The organism is Bifidobacterium sp. B4081 (assembly GCF_026537335.1).
Taxonomy (GTDB): domain Bacteria; phylum Actinomycetota; class Actinomycetes; order Actinomycetales; family Bifidobacteriaceae; genus Bombiscardovia.
Genome location: NZ_JAFNMM010000001.1, coordinates 909,348 through 927,878 on the forward strand (window position 1 = coordinate 909,348; position 18,531 = coordinate 927,878).

The window sequence follows — 18,531 nt, forward strand, 5'->3', positions numbered from 1 at the left end:
TTGTGGGCCTCACTGTAACAGTGAATGCACAGAAGTAAAATGCTATAATGAACATTTTTTCAAAATTGGATGCTTAATCACCAGCTGGCTATGAATTTCTTTTGCATGTTGGTTCCGCACAACCAGGAGAAGGGAAGGTTTTATGATCGACGATGAACAGCACAGGAATCAAGCTGTCACAGTCTGCCATTGGTATTATGAGGAGGGCTTAGGCCAGAGCGCCATCGCCCGCAGACTGAACGTTTCTCGTCCCACGGTTTCGCGTCTTCTGGCATTCGCCAGGCAGGAGGGGCTGGTCCGCGTGCTCATAACTGATCCTCAGGCTGATTTGGAGTCGCTGGCCAGGAGGCTCAAAGTGGCTTTCGGCCTGCGCGAGGTCAAACTCACCTATGACTCGACCGGTGACGAAGACGCCATCAGGGACAAACTGGGCACGGTTACAGCAGATTACCTGGCCGAGATTGTCGGCGATCACGACCGGTTGGGCATCAGTTGGGGGAGGACCCTCAAGTCCGTAGCCGATCATCTACGGCCCAATGAGCACAAGGATGTATCGGTGGTGCAGTTGAAGGGGAGTGTCTCCGCGTCCGATTTCAACAACTATGCAGCGGATATCGCCCTGAAATTCGGCATGGCCTTCGGCACCACCACCACAGTGCTGCCCTTGCCGGTCATTTTCGACAATGCCTTGACTCGGGATATTGTGCTCAAGGATCGTTTCATCGACGAGATTGTTCGTCAGGGGGAACGTACCGATATCGCCGTGTTTACCTGTGGAACCGTTCGTGACGATGCCATGCTTTTCAAACTGGGATATCTCTCCCGCAAAGAGATCATCATGCTGCAGCATAAGGCTGTCGGCGATGTGCTTTCACGATTTATAGCTCCGGACGGCTCCATTGCGGATGATGGCATTAACGCGAGAACGGCGGGGATACAGCTTGATCGGTTGCGCAAGAAGCCATGTTCCATATTGGTGGCGGGAGGGCCTTCCAAGATAGCATCCATGCGTGCGGCGCTTCTGGGCGGCTATGCCAATGTGCTGATTACGGATTCCCAGGCTGCCATGCGTCTGTTAGAGGAATAGGCGAACCTCTGCAATCGAGGGAATTGCACTGCTTGCCAGTAAACAAGCGTTTGGTCAAATAATGGTCGCGCTCGTATGATTGTTGAAACACCGCTGTACGCTTACTATCAATGCTGATTGTAGATTCCGCAGGAGGTTTCAGCATGCAGGGCACACGATTTACCTATTGGTGGCACGGATTCGATCTGTGACGCCGCGTGCCTTGTAGGAACGGTTGCACGGATCGGAACCCACCGGCCCTGCAGTCGTCGACAGCATTTCCCGTGCATCGTCACCGCATAGTCGGTAGGGCAGCACCAGCGACAATGGTTGTAGTAACCGCATGGGAAAGGACAAGCCAATGACATTGGCGGAGCATATGAATGCCAGGGTCAAAGCTCTGGCACCGAGCGACATTCTCGAGTTCAACAAGGAGATCGCCGGAATAGACGGCATTGTGAAGCTGACCCTGGGTGAGCCTGACTTCTTCACCCCTGAGCACGTGAAGCAGGCGGGCATCCAGGCCATCCAAGACAACCACAGTCATTACACCGAGAGTCGCGGTATGCCCAGTCTGCGTAAGGCGGCAGCGGACTACCTTCAGGCCAAGTACGGACTGGACTGCGACCCTGACAGTCAGATAGTGATTACGGCCGGGGCCACCGGGGGCATCTTCTCGGGCCTCACCGCCATGATCAACCCGGGCGACACGGTCATTCTGCCCACGCCCATCTTTCCTCTCTATATTCCTATTGCCCAGCTGAGCGGCGCCAAGACCGTCTTTGTCGACACATCCGATGACGGCTTCATTCTCAAGCCGGACAAGCTGGAGGCCGCCGTCGAAAACAGCGATGGTCCGGTCAAGGCCCTGGTGCTCAATTATCCGACCAACCCCACCGGCGTGACCTATGCCCGTGAAAATCTGGAGGCTCTGGCCCAGGTGGCGCGCAAGCACGGCTTCTTCGTGCTCAGCGATGAGATCTACGCCGAGCTGACCTACCAGGACACCCATGTATCCATGGGCGCCATCCTGCCCGAGCAGACGGTCGTGCTTGGCGGGGTTTCCAAGTCCCATGCCATGACAGGTTGGCGGGTCGGCATCGCCGCCGGCCCAGCCGACGTCATTGACCAAATCAGCAAGGTCAACGAGTTCACCATCACTTCGGTGACCACCAACGCCCAGTATGCCGCCCAGGAGGCTCTGACTAAGGGCATGAATGACACGGATCCGATGCGCGAGGCCTACCGCAAGCGGCGGGACTATCTGGCCAAGGCCCTGCCCGAGGTCGGTCTGGGCGTGATCGATCCCAAGGGTGCCTTCTACATCTTCGCCCAGCTGCCCGAGGGCATGCGCGACAGCTGGAGCTTCGTCTACGACCTGGCTCGAAAGGCCAAGGTAGCGGTAATCCCCGGAGCAAGCTTCGGGCCCGGTGGGGAAGGCTACGTCCGCATCTCCTATGCGGCCTCCATGGAGGACCTGCATACCGCAGTGGAGCGGATCGGCGACTATATGCACCAAAATCGCGGCTGATCCCTCCGGCGATTCATTCGACAATCATCACCGAGCAACAATCGACGAAGGCAGTTACCAAGGACAGGAACAATGACCAGCATTCTTATGTATTCAGTACGCCCCGACGAGCAGGAGGCCATTCGGGCCTGGGCGCAAGCCAATGACATTCAGGTGGATACTACCGACCACGATCTGGGGATGAAGACCGTGGACATGATCAAGGGATACGACGGCATCGTCATCCAGCAGCACGCGGCCCTGCCCGAGCCCGAGCTCTACCAGCGGCTCAAGGACTATGGCATCAAGCAGCTGACCCTGCGGATTACGGGCTATGACATCGTCAACCTGCAGGCCGCCCGGGAGAATGGACTAGTCGTCACCAACGTGCCTGCCTACTCGCCCCGGTCGGTCTCCGAACTGGTCCTGGCCCAGGTCATGCGTCTGGTCCGGCATCTGGGGGAGGCCAGCGCTCGCGAGGCCAAGGACGACTATACTTGGGCTGGGCTTCAGGCCCACGAGATCCACAACCTGACCGTGGGGATCATTGGAGCAGGCAAGATCGGATCGGCCGTTGCCAGGATTTTCCGGGCCCTGGGTTCCACCGTCATCGCCAACGACCCGGTTCACCGCCCAGAGCTGGCAGACACTCTTGATTATGTGGATCTGCCCACCCTTTTGAAGCGGGCCGACATCGTCACCGTCCATACGCCGCTGGACGAGACCACCCACCATCTGATCAACGCGCAGGCCCTGGATGCCATGAAGCCCTCGGCCTTCCTGGTCAACGCCGCCCGCGGCCCCATTGTGGACACCCCGGCGCTGATTGAGGCCCTGCAAACCAAGTCCATCGCCGGTGCAGCCATCGATACCATCGAGGGGGAGGCTGGCATCTTCGAAAAGGATCTGAGTGGAGCCAGGGTCGGCAACCAGGCCTTGGAGACCCTCAAGGCCATGCCCAATGTGGAGGTTTCACCCCACATCGGCTTCTACACCGATGCCGCTGTGAACGCCATGGTCAACATCTCCCTGAATGACGTCAAGACCATTCTGGAGGGCGGCACCAGCGAGCATCAGGTGGACTGACGCTATGTTTCCGCGACCCGGACCGGGCGCCGGCCTGCTCAGGCGGGATTGTGCGCAAAGGTGATGGTGCCCTGGTCCGGGTCCATGTTTTCCACAATGGCCAGGGACTTGAGGTTGTAGCCCTCTTTGCGCAGGGTACGGCCGCCCTCCTGGAAGCCCTTCTCCACGGCGATGCCGATGCCTTCAATGACGACCTTGGCATCATGGCAGATGTCGATCAGACCGTGCAGGGCGTTGCCCTTGGCCAGGAAGTCATCAAGGATCAGCACATGCTCGCCCTCCGTAAGGAAGCGCTTGGCCACAATGACGGGGTACTCGCGCTGCTTGGTGAAGGAGTAGATGCGGGCCGTGTACTGGTCGCCGTCAAGGTTGATGGACTGGGTCTTCTTGGCGAAGACCACCGGCACGTCGCCGAAGTGGCGGGCGGCCAGGCAGGCGATGCCGATGCCGGATGCCTCAATGGTCAGAATCTTGTCGATCCTGTGACCAGCGAATAGGCGGGCCCATTCAGCGCCCATGTGGTCAAAGAGCCGCACGTCGCACTGATGGTTGAGGAAGGCGTCCACCTTGAGTACATTGCCAGGCTTGACCGTGCCTTGGCGGCGGATTCGCTCCTCGAGTTCCTGCATGTCATCGTCCTTGTCGTCATGAATGCGGGGCCCCTGTGGTCCCGGCGGATAGACACCAAGATAACCCGGTTCTGGGACTGTGGTCAGGCCGCCCTGATCCGCCAGGTTTCACCTCCAGCGGATTGGAGTGTCTTCCTGGCGTGTCAGCCCGTCAATCCGCGGATTCAAGGTCCTGACTGTTACAGTGAAAATTGACCGCATTGGTCGCGCATCGTCGCGGTGCGTTAAAGGACCTAAGGAGGACCATATGGGGATTCTGGATGATGCAAAGGATGCCATGAAGTCTGCCGGCGAGAAGATTTCCGACGTCGCAGGCGATGTAAAGGACACCGTTATGGACAAGGCATCCGATGCCAAGGATGCCGTTGCCGACAAGATGGGCGACGCCAAGGACGCTGCCCAGGACAAGGCATCCGATGCCAAGGACGCCGCTTCGGACAAGATGGACCAGGCCAAGGCCGATGTCAAGGTGGGCAAGGCAAAGGCTGAGCAGGGCGCCACTGAGGCCGCCAACAACGCCAAGGACCAAATGCGCAACTGACTGGGTCATCTGACTTCCCCGATTTACCCCCGTTCGCTTTCCCCGTCGAAAGCGGACGGGATTTTTATATCTGCTGGCTGACCCCTGAGCCAAGGTCGATGACACCGCTTTGTGGTAGAAATAGTTGGTTGCCGGGTGTGCGCCATCCGGCCTGTGACGGTGACCGAGACCAGATGGCAAGAGGTGGCTTGTGAACGAGGAACCGGACTTGATCCAGCGCAGCGCCAAGGAGCTGCTCAAGGGGCTCAACGATCAGCAGGCCGAGGCTGTTCAATACCAGGGGCCGGCCCTGCTGATCGGGGCAGGCGCAGGCTCTGGCAAGACCCGAGTGCTGACCCGCAGGATCGCCTGGATTCTCAGTCAGTTCGGCGCCTGGCCCAGCCAGATCTTGGCCATCACCTTCACCAACAAGGCAGCTTCCGAGATGCGCGAGCGTCTGCGTCGGCTGATCGGACCCGTGGCCGACCGCATGTGGGTGTCCACATTCCACTCGGCCTGCGTGCGCATTCTGAGGAGGGATGGCAAGGAGATCGGTCTGCGATCGGGCTTCACCATCTACGATACGGCCGATTCCGAGCGCCTGATCAAACTGATTGGCAAGGACCTCAACATCGATCTGAAGCGTTACACGCCCAGAAACATTTTGAGCCACATATCCGACTACAAGAACAACCTGCAGGATTGGCGCACGCAGCTGCAGGAGTATGCCCCCGACTACCGGCCCGGGCAGCGCGGCCAGCAGATTACCGCCCGCTTCGGCAACGAGGAGGAGCTCTACTCCGTGATCTACGCCGAGTACGAGCATCGGCTGGCTCAGGCCAACGCCGTCGATTTCGACGATTTGATTGTGCGCACCGTCCAGCTGCTCCAGCAATCCCCGATGGTGGCGCAGTATTACCACCATCGCTTCCGCTACGTGCTGGTGGACGAGTACCAGGACACCAACCATGCCCAGTATGTGCTCATGCGCGAGCTTGCCGGTGCCGATGCAGGCAAGCAGGAGCAGGCCTGGATCACCGTGGTGGGGGATTCGGATCAGTCCATCTATGCCTTCCGAGGGGCCGATATCAGCAACATCAGGGACTTTGAGAAGGACTTCCCTGGGGCCCGGACCATCCTCCTGGAGCAGAACTACCGTTCAACCCAGACCATTCTGGATGCAGCCAATGCCATCATTGTCAAAAATGAAGGCCGCAAGCCCAAGAAGCTCTGGACCGCCCTGGGCAAGGGGGAGCCCATCGTGGGCTACGCAGCCGACAACGCCCAGCAGGAGGCCGCCTGGATCGCCACCGAGATCGCCAGACTGCGCAGCGAGGAGGGCATTCCCTACTCCGACATGGCCATCATGTACCGGGCCAACGCCCAGTCCCGCGCCCTGGAGGAGGGGCTGATCAACGCCGGTCTGCCTTATCAATTGGTGGGCGGGACCCGCTTCTACGAGCGCAAGGAGATCAAGGACGCCCTGGCCTACCTGCACGCCATCGCCAATCCCCAGGACGACGTGAACATGCGTCGGATACTCAACGTGCCCAAGCGGGGCCTGGCCGCACGTGCCGAGGCGGCGGCGACCTCCTATGCGGATCTGCATCAGGTCTCCTTCTGGGAGGGGGTGCAGCATATTGAGGAAGTGCCCGGAGCTTCCACGCTGATGGTCAAGCGGATGAAGACCTTCAGGGATCTGATCAGCTCCCTGACCGACTTTGCCTCTGAGCACGATGCCAAGCCATCGCAGATTGTTGAGAAGGTCCTGGAGGAGTCCGGCATGTTGGACGAGCTTCGCAAGTCCGTTGACCCGCAGGATGCCTCTCGGCTGGAGAACCTTGGCCAGCTGCAGTCTGTGGCTGCCGAGTTCGAGCAGAAGACTCCTGACGCTACGCTGGCGGGCTTCCTGGAGACCACGGCACTGGTGGCCGATTCAGACCAGCTGCCAGGCTTGGGCGACGACTCAGGCAAAGTGACCCTGATGACCCTGCACACGGCCAAGGGCCTGGAGTACCCGGTGGTCTTTCTGACTGGCATGGAGCAGGGAACCTTCCCTCACTCCCGCTGCCTCGAGGATGCCGACGAGATGCAGGAAGAGCGTCGGCTGGCCTATGTGGGCGTGACCCGTGCCAAGAGACGTCTTTACCTGACGCGGGCGGCCGTCCGCTCACAGTGGGGGCAGGTCAATGAGATGCTGCCCAGCCAGTTCCTGGACGACATCCCTGACGAGCTGATTGACTGGAAGCGTCGGCAGGCGGGCAATGAGCGGATGCGCGCAGGCTGGGACCTTGGTGACGACGAGGACGAATTCGGCGGCTTCGAGGATGAAAGCGATAGCCGTGCATTCGGTCATCGTTCATTCGGCGGGTTCGGCTCCGGCTCCGGTTTTGGCTCTTCCCATAATGTGCATGGGCGCTCGCGGACCTCCTCGCAGCGGTCGTTCGGATCATCCGGATATGGCTCTCGTAGCTCCTCTTCCAGAAGCGGAAGAGTTACGACCAGGCACAGCACAGCAAGCTCATCGTCATCCGCACGCACTGGCAGGGCCTCGGGCCAGCCCAAGTCGAATGGCCTGTCCATTCAGGACTTCTCTTTGGGCGACAGGGTGGCCCACGATCAGTATGGCCTGGGCAAGGTGGTCGATATTCAGGACAAGGGGCACAACTCGGTCTTGACCGTGGACTTCGGTTCCGAGGGAACCAAGAGGCTGATGCTGCGCTTGGCACCGATAGAAAAACTCTGAACGATCGAGACTCGGAGCCTGTCCAGGGACGAGACCGCCGAAACTATACACTCATGACTCTTGCGAGGACAGCCATTCCACGGCTAACTGGGTGCGGTTGGCCAGGTTGGTCTTGGCCAGGATGGCTGAGATGTGATTGCGGACAGTGCCCTCGCTGAGGCAGAGCCGCCTGGCGATGGCTTGGTTGTCGAGGCCGCCGGCCACCAGAGCGACGATTTCGCGTTCGCGGTCGGTCAGTGTTTGGAAGCGCCGGGGAACAGGCTCAGCCGGATTCTTTTGCGACTGTTTGTCCTTATTGCCTAGTGACAGATTAGCCACGGCCTCAGCTCCAAGAACCGTCTGTCCCGCCATGACGGCTTGCAGAGCCGGCACCACTGAAGCCACGTCCTGCTTGATCACATACCCCTTGGCGCCCAAGGCCAGGGCGCGTGAAATATATTCCTTGTCTGCAAAGGTGGTTAGAAAGAGCACACGGGCAGCCGAATCCATGGCGATGATGCGTTCCGCCGCCTCCAGACCATCCATGCCAGGCATCTGCACATCAAGCAACAGAACGTCTGGCTTTCCTCCAGCTGCCTGAAAACTCTCGAGGGCTGACTGGCCGTCACCGGCAGTCCAGAGCACATCTGCAGTACCGGTTGCCGTCAAAATCGTTGACAGGGATGAGCAGACGATCGGATCATCATCAGCGATAGCGACTTTCATGCCATTACCTTCCTACCCTCTTCATGCTCGGCTGGGGTGTGGTCGAACCAAGGCTCCTTAGGCAAGGATACGAAGACCTTCCATCCTTGCTGGTTGGGGCCGCTGTTGGCCGTGCCGCCCAAGGCCCTGGCCCTGGCCTCCATATCGGCCAACCCCATGCCGCGATGGAGCTCTGGCTTCTTTAAGTGCGAGCTGTCAGGCTGCGATTGCTGAATCCCGCCGTCGTCCTGCACCACCATCTGCCAGAAGGCTGGGAGGTCGCGCAGGATAACCTGCGCTGACTTGGCTGAAGAATGGCGGACCGTATTGGTAAGGGCCTCGCGAACAATGGTGGCCAAGCAACGGCACACTGGTGCAGGCGCTGCCTCAATGCCATTGTTCAGATCGACCTGCAGCTGCCCCGTCGAAGCTTCGGAGCTGGCTTCCTGCATCTGGGATGCGAAGTCAGTGCCCTCATCCTCCAAGTCATGCACGGAACGACGAATTGTGGTCATGGCCTCGTCCAAGGTCTTGCCGACACTGTCCAGTAGCTGCTCGGCACTCTGATCACCCTTGCTTTGAGCCACCACGCAGCCAGCCTGGATCTGCACGATGGCACGGGTGAGCTGGTGTCCCACATTGTCGTGAATGTCTCGGGCGATTCGGGTCCGCTCGGATAAGTGTGCCATCCGGGTCGCCTGGGCCCTCTCCTCGTCCAGGTCGTTGATGCGGCCGCGCAGTTGGCGAATCTGGTAGCGCTCGGTGTCTTCAATCTGCCATACACGCTCCTTAGCCTCCGCCAAGCGCGCACATGCCAGACCGCCGCCTTGCGCCAGTGCTGATGTCAACAAAGTCAGCAGCGCATAGCGCTGGGTGAAGCCTCTGAACAGTATGAGGTCAGTGATGGCAGGTATCAGCCAGAAGAATGCCGGCAACAAGTCCAAGAGCAGCCTTGAGTCCTTGGCCAGGGAGTCTTTCATGCCGACTGATCCGGCAGTCGGGACTATGGCTCCGAGTCCAACTCCCGCCTCGAAAGCCAGCGCTGGCAAAAAGAAAAGCCAGACTGGTATGAATGTTGCCAAAAGCGACACCAGGGCACCACCCAACATGGAACCTGGCGCTGGCAACGTCCATTCACACAGGGCTCCTACTGCTACCGAGGCCAAGAGGCCAGCGATCAGGGTTGCTGAAACCCCTGAACCATACCATGATCCGCATAAGGCCCCCAGACCAACCAGGGCCAGCCAGCCAGCTATCCTGCCCATGAATGTCTCCTCGCCCTGTTGCTCTATTGTCCTAAATAGTAATTGGCGGACTACCCGTTCCTGCGCCGATCCACAGGCGGGAGCACCCATGACAGATGTCATTAATCTGATTCGAGCATTTACAATTTTGATGACAACTGTCACGGTGTTGGGCCAGCTGCAGCTGGGATGATGGAATCATGAACAGTTCACATGAGCAAGAGCCGGCCTTGAAGGTCAGCGCATTGGTGAAGCGCTACGGTGACACGGTGGCCTTGGACCACTTCGACATGGAAGTCGGTCGTGGCGAGGTATTCGGACTGCTCGGCCCTAACGGTTCAGGCAAGTCAACTGCCATCAACTGCATCCTGGCCTTGCTCAGCTTTGAATCGGGAACGGTTCGCATATTCGGGCAGGAGATGACCCCGACCTCCTACGATCTCAAAAGTCATATCGGCGTGGTTCCACAGAATGTGGCCGTCTTCAATGAACTGAGCGTTCAGGAGAACATCGACTATTTCTGCTCCCTCTACGTGCCCAAGAAGGCCGACCGCAAGGACCTGGTCGAGCAGGCCATCGACTTCGTGGGGCTGGGCGATTTCCGCAAGTTCCGCCCGGGCAAACTGTCGGGCGGCCTGCTGCGCAGGCTCAACATCGCCTGTGGCATCGCCCACCAGCCCGACCTCATCTTTTTCGATGAGCCCACCGTCGCCGTTGATCCCCAGAGCCGAAACGCCATCCTGGAGGGCATCGAACGGCTGAACGACCAGGGGGCCACCGTGGTTTACACCAGTCATTACATGGAGGAGGTGGAGCAGATCTGTACGCGGATCATGATTATGGACCATGGCCGTCAGATTGCCCTAGGCGCGGCTGAGGAACTCAAGGGCATGGTCCAGGCCGGTGAGCAGGTCACCGTCGAGACTCTGGACCTGCAGGAGTCCACACTGGCCAAAATCCGCGCCCTGCCTCTGGCTCAATCTGTCGACTATGACGGCAAGGAGCTGGTCATCCGCTGCCGCCAGGGCGAGCACAACCTGCAGGACGTGTTGACGGTCCTGGAATCCACCCAGACCAGCTACGGCCACCTGACCAGCCGTCCGCCATCCCTCAACGACGTTTTCCTGGAGCTGACCGGCAAGGAACTGCGTGACTGAGCGCGGTCCATAGGCTCAATTGCCGTAAGGAGCACATATCTATGTGGAACTCATTCCTGATCAACGTCAAGACCTCGATACGCAACACCTCCTCCCTTTTCTGGGTCCTGGCCTTTCCGGTCATTCTGGCCGCTCTGATGCTGGGCATCATGGGCAACCTGCAAGACGGCTACACTGCCGAGGCACAGCATTTCGCCATAGTCTCGGACAGCAACTGGAAAGCCAGCCCAGGTGCTGACGAGCTGGTTTCCTCACTATCGAAGAAACCCAAGGCTGGGTCCGACGACACTCAGCTGCTTATCCCGACGACGGTGGCTACCAAGGCCGAAGCAGACACGCGTCTGGATAGCCGGAAAGACATCGGATACCTGTACGCGGGCTCTGACGGTCTGGTCAACATGGTCCTGTGCGACCGTGAAGCAGCCAGCATCCAATCCGATTCAACCGCTTCCGAAGGCATAGCGGTCTCCATTCTCTCCGCTTCGCTGGGCAGCTTCAACCAAGCAAAATCCGCAAGGTCTACCAAATCCTCACCGAGTACTCAAATTCTGGTGCGATCCGGCGGACAGACCTACACCAAGCAAATCCGCCTGACGCACATCCACCCTTCGATGACCGCGCCCTACTTCTTCGCTGTGCTCGCTATGGCCTGTCTTATCGGTGCCAGCACCGCAGCTGAGATGATTGCCAGGACTCAGCCCAACCTTTCAGCCTTGGGAGCCCGACGGGCCAGTTCTCCCAGCCCCAAGTGGCGGCAGGCAGCGGGTGCCTTTCTGGCCTCCTGGCTCTTCTCCGCAGTCAGCCTCCTAGTCGCCTATATCTTCGTCCGAACAGTCTGCGGCGTGCAAATCGGCGGTCGTGACCCGATAGCACTCATAGCCATCGCCGTGGGCACCTTTATGGCTACCGCTTTCGGCTCTATGATGGGTGCGATTCCCAAACTCCCCATCGAAACGAAGGTTGGTTTGGTCGTCGGCATCGACTGCACCCTGAGTGCCTTTATCGGCCTCTATGGCAGCTTGGCTATGGACCTCAACAATGCCATACAGGAACGCGCTCCGGTCCTGCACCTGATCAACCCCGTCAAGCAGGTCTCCAACCTTTTCTACGACATCGTCTACTACGACAGCCTGGCACCCTTCGCCCGCACCTGCGGCATCCTGGTCATTATGGCCGCCATCTTCCTGGCTGCCTGTGGTCTGCTCCTAAGGAAACAACGGTATGAATACTTGTAAAACAGCACTGCGCGTCATCTGGGCGCATAAGTTCTACCTCCTCCTGTATCTGGTGGGCATGAGCCTGATCATGATTGTCATCGGTTCCACGAATATGCAGGCCGCGGTGCGTGCCAATGCCTCAAGCTCGGTTGGGCGCTTCGAACCCGCACGTGCGAAGGTAGCCGTCATCAACAGGGATTGCGGTGACCAGGTCGGTTGCGAGCTGGGCCGGGGTCTGGAGCAGTATCTGGGCAAGTCGGCCCAGCTGGTGACAGTCGAAGATAGGCCACAGGCTTTGCAGGACGCAAATGTATCCGGCAAAAGCGATTTGACCATTATCATCCCAGCCGGATATGGGCAACGCTTCCTTGAGGCGCTTGAAGACACTGCTGCCCAAGCTCCCAGCGGCGGTAAGACGCTTGGTTTTCCGAAAGTTGAAACGGCGGCCTCCTATAATTCCAGCCGTGGCAGTCTGGCACAACTGCAGGTGGACAGCTATTTTGATGCTCTTCGTTTTGCTGTGCTTGCAGGTCGAGGACAAAACGGCTCGATGGAGCTGCATTCGTCGGCAGTGTTCAAGGATGCGGCCGCCTATGCAGTGGCCCACTATGCCGACAACCAGCCACATGTGGGCATCCATGCCAGCCCAAAGGGCGACAATAGAGCACTGTCGGAAGGCTTCGCTACGACAGTTGGCCTGGCTGCCTTTCCCTTGATGACAGCGCTGACGGTCAGCGTCGCCACGCTCTTCGCCGCGTTCAGCTCTCCTGACCGACGTCGGCGCCTGCTTGCCTCCCCAATGCGATCAAGCAGTCTGAATGGACAGGAGCTCACGGCAGCCCTCATCCTGGCAGGCATCTCCTGGGCCTACTATGTGGCACTCGTTGCCTTCAGTATGGCGGCTTCTGGGGTGTCCTTGGCTTCACTGGGCTGGGGGAGGGTGCTGCTGAGCTTTGTCGCCATGCTGATATTCGCGGTATCGGCGGCATCCTTCGGATTCATGCTTGCTCAGTTCAATCCTTCCTCTTCGCTCATAAACTCTGTAGGCGTCATCTTCGGCCTGGTGGTTATGTTCACCTCCGGGTCAAGTACCGGCGGCAGCCTGCCTCCGGTCATGCAGACCATCGGTAAACTGACTCCGGGCTGGTGGTACAACACCGCTGTCCAATCAATAGTGGATGCAAGTGCGGCAGATTTGGCCTCCTGGGGTCTTCCGCTTACTGTGGTTGCCTTGTTCGCACTGGCCTATTCCTGCGTTGGTCTCATGGTCTCCCGCCTGACACGCACCCGGGCCACCCTGGTCGCTCCTGCTGGCTCCGATCCTAGTATGATCGGGTAGCTTACCTGCATTCATATAATCTTCAGGCCAGACCCATCGCTGTCCAATCTGTCGACGGTTTTGCTCGCGGTAAGTTACCGAATATAAAATTATTATTGAATAATAGAGCCAGCTGAAGTTTTAGATAGCGCCAAAGCCAAATGCAGTACAACTGAAGAAGTAGATGACATGAACATACTTGTTATTCAAGGATCACCCTATGAAGGTAGTTTTAGCCATGCCAACGCCCAGGCTTACGCACTAACTGCCCGGCGTAAGGGTCACGCGGTCGAGATGATCGACCTCAGCCAAGAAGACTTCGACCCGGTGCTTCGTTACGGCTATGCCAAGCACATGGAGGACGAATCAGCACCTAAGCGTTATCAAAGCATGGTTGCCCGAGCCGATCATCTGGTCTTTGTCTTCCCCATTTGGTGGGCAGGTGAACCAGCCATCCTCAAGGGCTGGTTGGATAGGGTACTCACGCCACAATTTGCCTACCGGTACGGGAGCAGTCTCAAATCGGAGGGACTGCTCAAGGGCAAGACGGCGCAAATCATCAGCAGCAGCCATGGGCCGGCCTTCGTCTCCAAGATGCATGGTTCCACCGTGACCCGATGGAAGTATTCCATCCTAAAATTCTGCGGTATCAAATTTACTGGGGCCAGCATTCTGGGCCGCATCGACTCGAAGGTTGATACGCCTGGACGCCGCAAGGCCTTCACTCGGAAGATTTGCAAGACAGTGCCTTCAGCAAAGTAAGACCTGTCAGCCTTTAAGCGATGGACCTTTGACCGTCAATGACGAAAAGCGCTGGCGCGGCATTCAAAGGGCATACGCCATGCCAGTCATTCGTCCGGTTTCATGGCCAGCCTGGCGATCAGACATGTCAGCAGTGTCACCATGACCACTCCAGTGATGATCAGGGTCATGGGGCAGTGGTCGATCAGCGGGCCGAAGGCGGCTTGTCCCAGCGGAATCGCACACATGCATAGACTATTGGTCAGCCCTATCACCTTGCCTATCAGCCTTGCAGGGGTATGAATCTGCTCATAGGACAGGGAAGTGATGCTGACCGTCTGCACTATTCCCGCTGCCAGAGCTATGCATCCGGTTACCAGTGCGAAGAGGACATGAGTAGGCGAATGCAGAAGCAGTCCTGCTGCAATGGGCAGGAGAACCAGGGCGCTGGCCGAGAGCAGCATGGGTATTCGTTGCAGATTGAACCAGGCTGGACGGATGGACACCAAGACGGCTCCAAGCAGGCTTCCGCAGGCCAGTATTCCTTCGGCCAGCCCCTGCATGGCATTGCTCAGGCCCAGCGTGCGAGTGACCATATAGGGCAGGGCCACGTTGATGTAGGAGGCAAAGATCAAGTTGGCCGCCAGGCTGAGTCCTATGACCACTTTGAGGTTGCCATGCCTGACCAGAAATTGTGCAGCCGCTTTGGCATCCGCGGCCAGATGGCTCACCAGTGCTCTTGGGCCTTGGGAGGAGCCCTGTGCTGGTTCGGGAATACTGACGGCGATCCTGATCCAGACAGCAGAAATAAGACAGACCAAGGCGGCAATCCCGACCGCTTGCATGATTCCGAAGAATCCCATGACCATGCCGGCCAACACTGGTCCGATCATTCCTACGAGGGAGATCGCCTGGGAAACCAGGGCTGATGCACGGGTCAGGTCTTTTCTGTCTACCAGGCAGTGAAGGGCTGCTTGCACCGTTGGGCTGTAACAGGCCCTATAGGCGTTGACCAGCATCATGCAGGCCACGGTCAAAAAAACGGGGTCGATTTTGTGGCCGATCAGAATGTACAAGAAGGCGGTCAATGCCGACAGAATGTCCAGCACTGCCATGGTGGACTGCTTGTGCAGTCGGTCGCCAGAGCTCCGCCCAGGGGGGTCAGGAGTATGGATGGAAGGACGGCCAGAGCGGATGCCATGCCATAGAGGGATGCCGATCCTGAGATGTTGAGCAGATGAAGGGGAAGGGCGAAGACCAAGCATGTCTGCCCCTAGATTGGAGAGAATCTCAGTCGTCAGAAGAGCAATGAACGGCGGTGCCAGCAACCCTTTGCCTGAGGTTTGGTTGTGAGCGAGCGGGTTCATATGCTCCCCTCGCCTTCGGTCTTTTCATTGCCGCCCCCTTTGGCATCGGTGCCGAAGGAGGCCAGCAGGTCGGAGAACCCTTGGCCCTCCAGGGGGATGCCCAGGCCCTGCAGGATAGAGAAAAAGCAAGCGGCTCTGGTGCGCAGTTCCGCCTGTGTTCCCCTACGAAAGAAGGGAAGGAGCCACATATTAGCCAGCAGGCGGAAGATCTCTGCAGTTTGTTCGACGTGGTCCACATGCATTGAACCGTCCTGGTTGCCCTGCTTGATCAGGTCGACAAAGTCGTCCCGCTCATCCACCAAGGCGGTGAATTCCATGCCGATCATCTTAGGATTGGCCTTTGGGTTGAATTCGCGGAACATCAGATCCGCGGCCTCCAGCCTCTTTCGCGCCCGCTCGGGAGAGAAGAGCGACTGCAGCTGCTTCAAAGCCGTGTCTTGCTTCGACCGGGCATGGGCCTTGCTGGTCGTCTCGCTCACAGTGTTCATCAATCTATTGGCCACAGCGTCGAAGAGGTCTTCCTTGGACTGGTAGTGATGGTAAACAGCTCCCTTGCTCAAGCCTCCTGTTGCATTGATGATGTCCTGCATGCTGGTTTTGTCGTAGCCTTGGCGGGTGAAGAGCTCGGTAGCGGCTTTGATGATTCGCTCTTGCGTCAGTTCAGGGTGAGCATTGCGGGCCATAGGCGTCTTCCTTTCAGGTCGATGACGATAGGTCATCGTCGGTTGGTTGGGGGAGTCTGCTTGTCATGACTCGATATCATACCGACCGTTGGTATGAATATATCACAACATACTCTTTGCCCCAGGTCGGGCACATGTGGTTTAATGAACACTTGGTTTGCGCATTTGTGCGCAAATCTATCTGGAGTCTCAGCCCATCAATGGGTCGGCGGCCGCAAGGTCGTTCGTGCTTGGCACGGTGAAGCATTGGAGAGGCCTGACTCGACGGTTTCGGCCGTCTTCGTTCAGATAACGACAGAAGCAAGTAAGGATTGCATCAATGACTAACATTCAGCGTGCGCGTCGCCAGGTCCGCCTGTCCCGCGCTCTGGGCATCGCCCTGACCCCCAAGGCCCAGCGCCTGTTCGAAAAGCGCCCCTATGGCCCAGGCGAACACGGCCGCAGCCGCCGTCGCACCGAGTCCGACTACGCTGTCCGTCTGCGCGAGAAGCAGAGGCTGCGCGCCCAGTACGGCGTCTCCGAGAAGCAGCTGCGTGCCGCCTACGAGCGGGGCACCCACGAGTCCGGCCAGACCGGTGCAGCCATGCTTCGCGAGCTGGAGTGCCGCCTGGACAACCTGGTCCTGCGCGCCGGCATCGCACGCACCACGGCCCAGGCTCGTCAGTACGTGGTCCACCGCCATATCCTGGTCGACGGCAACATCGTGGACCGTCCTTCCTACAGGGTCAAGCCCGGTCAGACCATTCAGGTCAAGCCCAAGAGCCAGACCATGGTACCCTTCCAGATCGCCGCAGAAGGCGTCCATAGGGACGTGCTGCCTGCAGTCCCCGGCTACCTGGACGTGGACCTGGCCTCCCTGAAGGCCACCCTGGTCCGCAAGCCTGAACCGGAGGAGATCCCGGTTCAGGTCAACATTCAGTATGTGGTCGAGTTCTACGCTCGCTGACCGCGAAAAATCTCGGGGCCCCGGTTCGTCCGGGGCTCTTTGCATGTCAGGTTCTGCCGCCCCTGTTGGGATTCGCGTGGGATAATGGGGTCATGTTGCTCCATCTGTATGCTGTCCGCCATGGACAGACTTATTTCAACCGTTACAACCGTCTCCAGGGCTGGTCCAACTCGCCCTTGACCTCATCGGGGCTCGAGGATGCTGATCGTGCGGGCCAAAGATTGAGCAAAGTGAGCTTTGCGGCCGCCTACTGCTCGGACACTACACGCGCCCAGGAGACAGTCCGCAGAATCCTGGACCAGAACCAGTCGGAGAACAAGCCTGAGCCGGTCAGCGACAGTCACTTCCGCGAGCAGTTCTATGGCTATTTCGAGGGGCAGGACATGGCCTTGGCCTGGTGGGCTGCAGGCGCGCCACATGGAGCAGGAACCTACCAGCAGATTGTGGACCAGTTCGGTCTGGCCGCCACCAGGGACTTCCTCAAGGAGGCCGACCCCTTTGGCGATGCGGAGTCCGACAGCGAGTACTGGACGCGCATTGCCGGCGGATTCGCCCTGATTGCAGCCGATCCGCATCTGAAAGATGGCGACCGCGTCCTGCTGATCTCGCACGGCAACACCCTGCTCAGTCTGGTCAACCGCTTCGGCGGCGGTCGTTACGACACCAGCTGCCGCCCGAGCAACGGAAGCGTCACAATATTCGACTTTGATACGGAAGCCCCCTTTGAGCGCGCCCTGCAGGTTCAGTCCTTCAACCGCTGAATCGGCTTCAACCGGCCGGTCGTGGCCTAGTCTGATAGACGGTGCGTGCTAGCGTTGTCCCCAGTATCGTACCAATGGAAGAGAGGTAGCAGATGGGCGTAGGAGAGATTGCCGGCCTGATAGCGGCCATTGCTTTCGCTATCCTGGCGGGGTTTCTAATCTATCCCCTGATTCGTCTGGGGAAGCTCTTCGACCAGTTGGCGCAGACCATCAAGCAGGCGGGCGACCATGTGGTGCCCACCCTGGACGAGTCCGCCAGCACGGTCACTCAGCTCAACCAGACCCTGACCGACATCAATCGCATCTCCGCAGCGGCCTCGACCACGGCAGGCAACGTCGGCGCCCTGACCGATCTGTATGGATCAATGCTGGGCAAGCCGGTCATCAAAGTGGCAGCCTTCCTCTATGCCCTGCGCAAGACGATCTCGTCATTCCTTTCAGGTAGTCGCGACAACGCCGAATCCAATCCCTCCACAGCAAAAAAGACCAATGACGGTCAAGGGAACGAGGGGAGGACCCGCTGATGTTCAAACGGATCTTCTGGATGGGGCTGGGCGTCACGGCAGGCGTGGTCCTGGTGACCAAGGCAGAGGCCTATGTGAGGGCCAATACCCCGAAGCGTGCGAGGGAATTCGTGCTGGGTGAGGACCAGGACCAGGTAGCCTCACGGACCCTGTCCGGTCTGGTGCGCCAGTTCACCCAGACAATGCACCAGCGGCAGGACGAGCTGGGCCGACGCTATCTGGACCGTTTCCAGGGCTGAGCCCGGGGCGGACAGGCCAAGGCAGACGCGCCTGGCCGGTATAAAATCACCATATTCAGCTAAGAGTCCGGAGTGAGGGCGACCTGCTCGCAC

At 58.8% G+C, this 18,531-nt stretch carries 18 protein-coding genes; 13 read left to right on the forward strand and 5 right to left on the reverse strand.

Translation table 11 applies throughout. The features are described from left to right. Positions 1–142 precede the first annotated feature (142 nt). From J3T92_RS04015 to J3T92_RS04025, 3 genes are all read left to right on the forward strand, one after another. Positions 143–1,087 carry a sugar-binding transcriptional regulator gene (locus tag J3T92_RS04015; protein WP_267399848.1) on the forward strand — a complete coding sequence of 315 codons (945 nt, stop codon included), beginning with the start codon at positions 143–145 and terminating at the stop codon, positions 1,085–1,087. 340 nt (positions 1,088–1,427) lie between these two features. Continuing rightward, positions 1,428–2,597 carry an aminotransferase class I/II-fold pyridoxal phosphate-dependent enzyme gene (locus tag J3T92_RS04020; protein WP_267399849.1) on the forward strand — a complete coding sequence of 390 codons (1,170 nt, stop codon included), beginning with the start codon at positions 1,428–1,430 and terminating at the stop codon, positions 2,595–2,597. 72 nt (positions 2,598–2,669) lie between these two features. Next, a complete protein-coding gene (locus J3T92_RS04025) occupies positions 2,670–3,662 on the forward strand; it encodes a D-2-hydroxyacid dehydrogenase (RefSeq protein ID WP_220235921.1) in 993 nt (330 codons plus the stop codon). A gap of 38 nt (positions 3,663–3,700) precedes the next feature. Here J3T92_RS04025 and J3T92_RS04030 read toward each other — a convergent pair whose 3' ends face one another. Next, the gene (locus J3T92_RS04030; RefSeq protein WP_220235920.1) at positions 3,701–4,291 is read right to left on the reverse strand and encodes a xanthine phosphoribosyltransferase; all 591 of its coding nucleotides are present in this window, start codon (positions 4,289–4,291) and stop codon (positions 3,701–3,703) included. A 247-nt stretch (positions 4,292–4,538) separates the two neighbouring features. Between J3T92_RS04030 and J3T92_RS04035 the strand changes: the two genes are divergently transcribed. Next, positions 4,539–4,832 (forward strand): hypothetical protein, encoded by a 294-nt coding sequence (locus J3T92_RS04035; RefSeq protein ID WP_220235919.1) that lies wholly within the window; start codon positions 4,539–4,541, stop codon positions 4,830–4,832. Between the two features lie 190 nt (positions 4,833–5,022). Continuing rightward, on the forward strand, positions 5,023–7,557 hold the full coding sequence (locus J3T92_RS04040; RefSeq protein ID WP_267399853.1) for a UvrD-helicase domain-containing protein: 2,535 nt from the start codon (positions 5,023–5,025) through the stop codon (positions 7,555–7,557). 51 nt (positions 7,558–7,608) lie between these two features. Here J3T92_RS04040 and J3T92_RS04045 read toward each other — a convergent pair whose 3' ends face one another. Both J3T92_RS04045 and J3T92_RS04050 read right to left on the reverse strand, forming a co-directional pair. Beyond that, positions 7,609–8,262, reverse strand: a complete 654-nt coding sequence (locus tag J3T92_RS04045) for a response regulator transcription factor (protein ID WP_267399854.1) — start codon at positions 8,260–8,262, stop codon at positions 7,609–7,611. Then, positions 8,259–9,506 (reverse strand): sensor histidine kinase, encoded by a 1,248-nt coding sequence (locus J3T92_RS04050; RefSeq protein ID WP_267399855.1) that lies wholly within the window; start codon positions 9,504–9,506, stop codon positions 8,259–8,261. Before J3T92_RS04050 ends, J3T92_RS04045 begins: the two co-directional genes overlap by 4 nt. 179 nt (positions 9,507–9,685) lie before the next feature. On the opposite strand from J3T92_RS04050, the gene J3T92_RS04055 reads away from it, so the two are divergent. From J3T92_RS04055 to J3T92_RS04070, 4 genes are all read left to right on the forward strand, one after another. Next, the gene (locus J3T92_RS04055) at positions 9,686–10,642 is read left to right on the forward strand and encodes an ABC transporter ATP-binding protein (RefSeq protein WP_220235915.1); all 957 of its coding nucleotides are present in this window, start codon (positions 9,686–9,688) and stop codon (positions 10,640–10,642) included. 41 nt (positions 10,643–10,683) lie between these two features. Next, a complete protein-coding gene (locus J3T92_RS04060; RefSeq protein ID WP_267399857.1) occupies positions 10,684–11,877 on the forward strand; it encodes an ABC transporter permease in 1,194 nt (397 codons plus the stop codon). Beyond that, positions 11,864–13,198, forward strand: a complete 1,335-nt coding sequence (locus J3T92_RS04065) for an ABC transporter permease (RefSeq protein WP_267399858.1) — start codon at positions 11,864–11,866, stop codon at positions 13,196–13,198. Before J3T92_RS04060 ends, J3T92_RS04065 begins: the two co-directional genes overlap by 14 nt. A 168-nt stretch (positions 13,199–13,366) precedes the next feature. Continuing rightward, positions 13,367–13,939: an NAD(P)H-dependent oxidoreductase gene (locus J3T92_RS04070; RefSeq protein ID WP_267399859.1), complete on the forward strand. Its 573-nt coding sequence runs from the start codon at positions 13,367–13,369 to the stop codon at positions 13,937–13,939. 86 nt (positions 13,940–14,025) lie between these two features. Here the strand turns inward: J3T92_RS04070 and J3T92_RS04075 are convergent, their stop codons facing one another. Then, positions 14,026–15,285: an MFS transporter gene (locus tag J3T92_RS04075; protein ID WP_324123914.1), complete on the reverse strand. Its 1,260-nt coding sequence runs from the start codon at positions 15,283–15,285 to the stop codon at positions 14,026–14,028. Next, entirely contained in the window at positions 15,282–15,968 is a 687-nt protein-coding gene (locus tag J3T92_RS04080; RefSeq protein WP_267399862.1) for a TetR/AcrR family transcriptional regulator, read from the reverse strand. Before J3T92_RS04080 ends, J3T92_RS04075 begins: the two co-directional genes overlap by 4 nt. A gap of 319 nt (positions 15,969–16,287) precedes the next feature. Here J3T92_RS04080 and rpsD point away from each other — a divergent pair, with 319 nt between their 5' ends. From rpsD to J3T92_RS04100, 4 genes are all read left to right on the forward strand, one after another. Continuing rightward, a complete protein-coding gene (gene rpsD / locus J3T92_RS04085; RefSeq protein ID WP_220235909.1) occupies positions 16,288–16,914 on the forward strand; it encodes a 30S ribosomal protein S4 in 627 nt (208 codons plus the stop codon). A 92-nt stretch (positions 16,915–17,006) separates the two neighbouring features. Next, positions 17,007–17,675 (forward strand): histidine phosphatase family protein, encoded by a 669-nt coding sequence (locus tag J3T92_RS04090; protein ID WP_267399867.1) that lies wholly within the window; start codon positions 17,007–17,009, stop codon positions 17,673–17,675. Between the two features lie 92 nt (positions 17,676–17,767). Further along, the gene (locus J3T92_RS04095; protein WP_267399868.1) at positions 17,768–18,199 is read left to right on the forward strand and encodes a DUF948 domain-containing protein; all 432 of its coding nucleotides are present in this window, start codon (positions 17,768–17,770) and stop codon (positions 18,197–18,199) included. Then, a complete protein-coding gene (locus tag J3T92_RS04100; protein ID WP_267399869.1) occupies positions 18,199–18,438 on the forward strand; it encodes a hypothetical protein in 240 nt (79 codons plus the stop codon). The genes J3T92_RS04095 and J3T92_RS04100 overlap by 1 nt, the downstream gene beginning before the upstream one ends. Positions 18,439–18,531 lie beyond the last annotated feature (93 nt).

Bases quoted from the DNA above. Each gene is read 5' to 3' on its own strand.
- J3T92_RS04060 (WP_267399857.1), top strand. From the start codon at position 10,684: ATGTGGAACTCATTCCTGATCAACGTCAAGACCTCGATACGCAACACC.
- J3T92_RS04045 (WP_267399854.1), bottom strand. From the start codon at position 8,262: ATGAAAGTCGCTATCGCTGATGATGATCCGATCGTCTGCTCATCCCTG.
- rpsD (WP_220235909.1), top strand. From the start codon at position 16,288: ATGACTAACATTCAGCGTGCGCGTCGCCAGGTCCGCCTGTCCCGCGCT.
- J3T92_RS04050 (WP_267399855.1), bottom strand. From the start codon at position 9,506: ATGGGCAGGATAGCTGGCTGGCTGGCCCTGGTTGGTCTGGGGGCCTTA.
- J3T92_RS04075 (WP_324123914.1), bottom strand. From the start codon at position 15,285: ATGAACCCGCTCGCTCACAACCAAACCTCAGGCAAAGGGTTGCTGGCA.
- J3T92_RS04030 (WP_220235920.1), bottom strand. From the start codon at position 4,291: ATGCAGGAACTCGAGGAGCGAATCCGCCGCCAAGGCACGGTCAAGCCT.
- J3T92_RS04035 (WP_220235919.1), top strand. From the start codon at position 4,539: ATGGGGATTCTGGATGATGCAAAGGATGCCATGAAGTCTGCCGGCGAG.
- J3T92_RS04055 (WP_220235915.1), top strand. From the start codon at position 9,686: ATGAACAGTTCACATGAGCAAGAGCCGGCCTTGAAGGTCAGCGCATTG.
- J3T92_RS04100 (WP_267399869.1), top strand. From the start codon at position 18,199: ATGTTCAAACGGATCTTCTGGATGGGGCTGGGCGTCACGGCAGGCGTG.
- J3T92_RS04020 (WP_267399849.1), top strand. From the start codon at position 1,428: ATGACATTGGCGGAGCATATGAATGCCAGGGTCAAAGCTCTGGCACCG.
- J3T92_RS04070 (WP_267399859.1), top strand. From the start codon at position 13,367: ATGAACATACTTGTTATTCAAGGATCACCCTATGAAGGTAGTTTTAGC.
- J3T92_RS04090 (WP_267399867.1), top strand. From the start codon at position 17,007: ATGTTGCTCCATCTGTATGCTGTCCGCCATGGACAGACTTATTTCAAC.
- J3T92_RS04015 (WP_267399848.1), top strand. From the start codon at position 143: ATGATCGACGATGAACAGCACAGGAATCAAGCTGTCACAGTCTGCCAT.
- J3T92_RS04095 (WP_267399868.1), top strand. From the start codon at position 17,768: ATGGGCGTAGGAGAGATTGCCGGCCTGATAGCGGCCATTGCTTTCGCT.
- J3T92_RS04080 (WP_267399862.1), bottom strand. From the start codon at position 15,968: ATGGCCCGCAATGCTCACCCTGAACTGACGCAAGAGCGAATCATCAAA.
- J3T92_RS04025 (WP_220235921.1), top strand. From the start codon at position 2,670: ATGACCAGCATTCTTATGTATTCAGTACGCCCCGACGAGCAGGAGGCC.
- J3T92_RS04065 (WP_267399858.1), top strand. From the start codon at position 11,864: ATGAATACTTGTAAAACAGCACTGCGCGTCATCTGGGCGCATAAGTTC.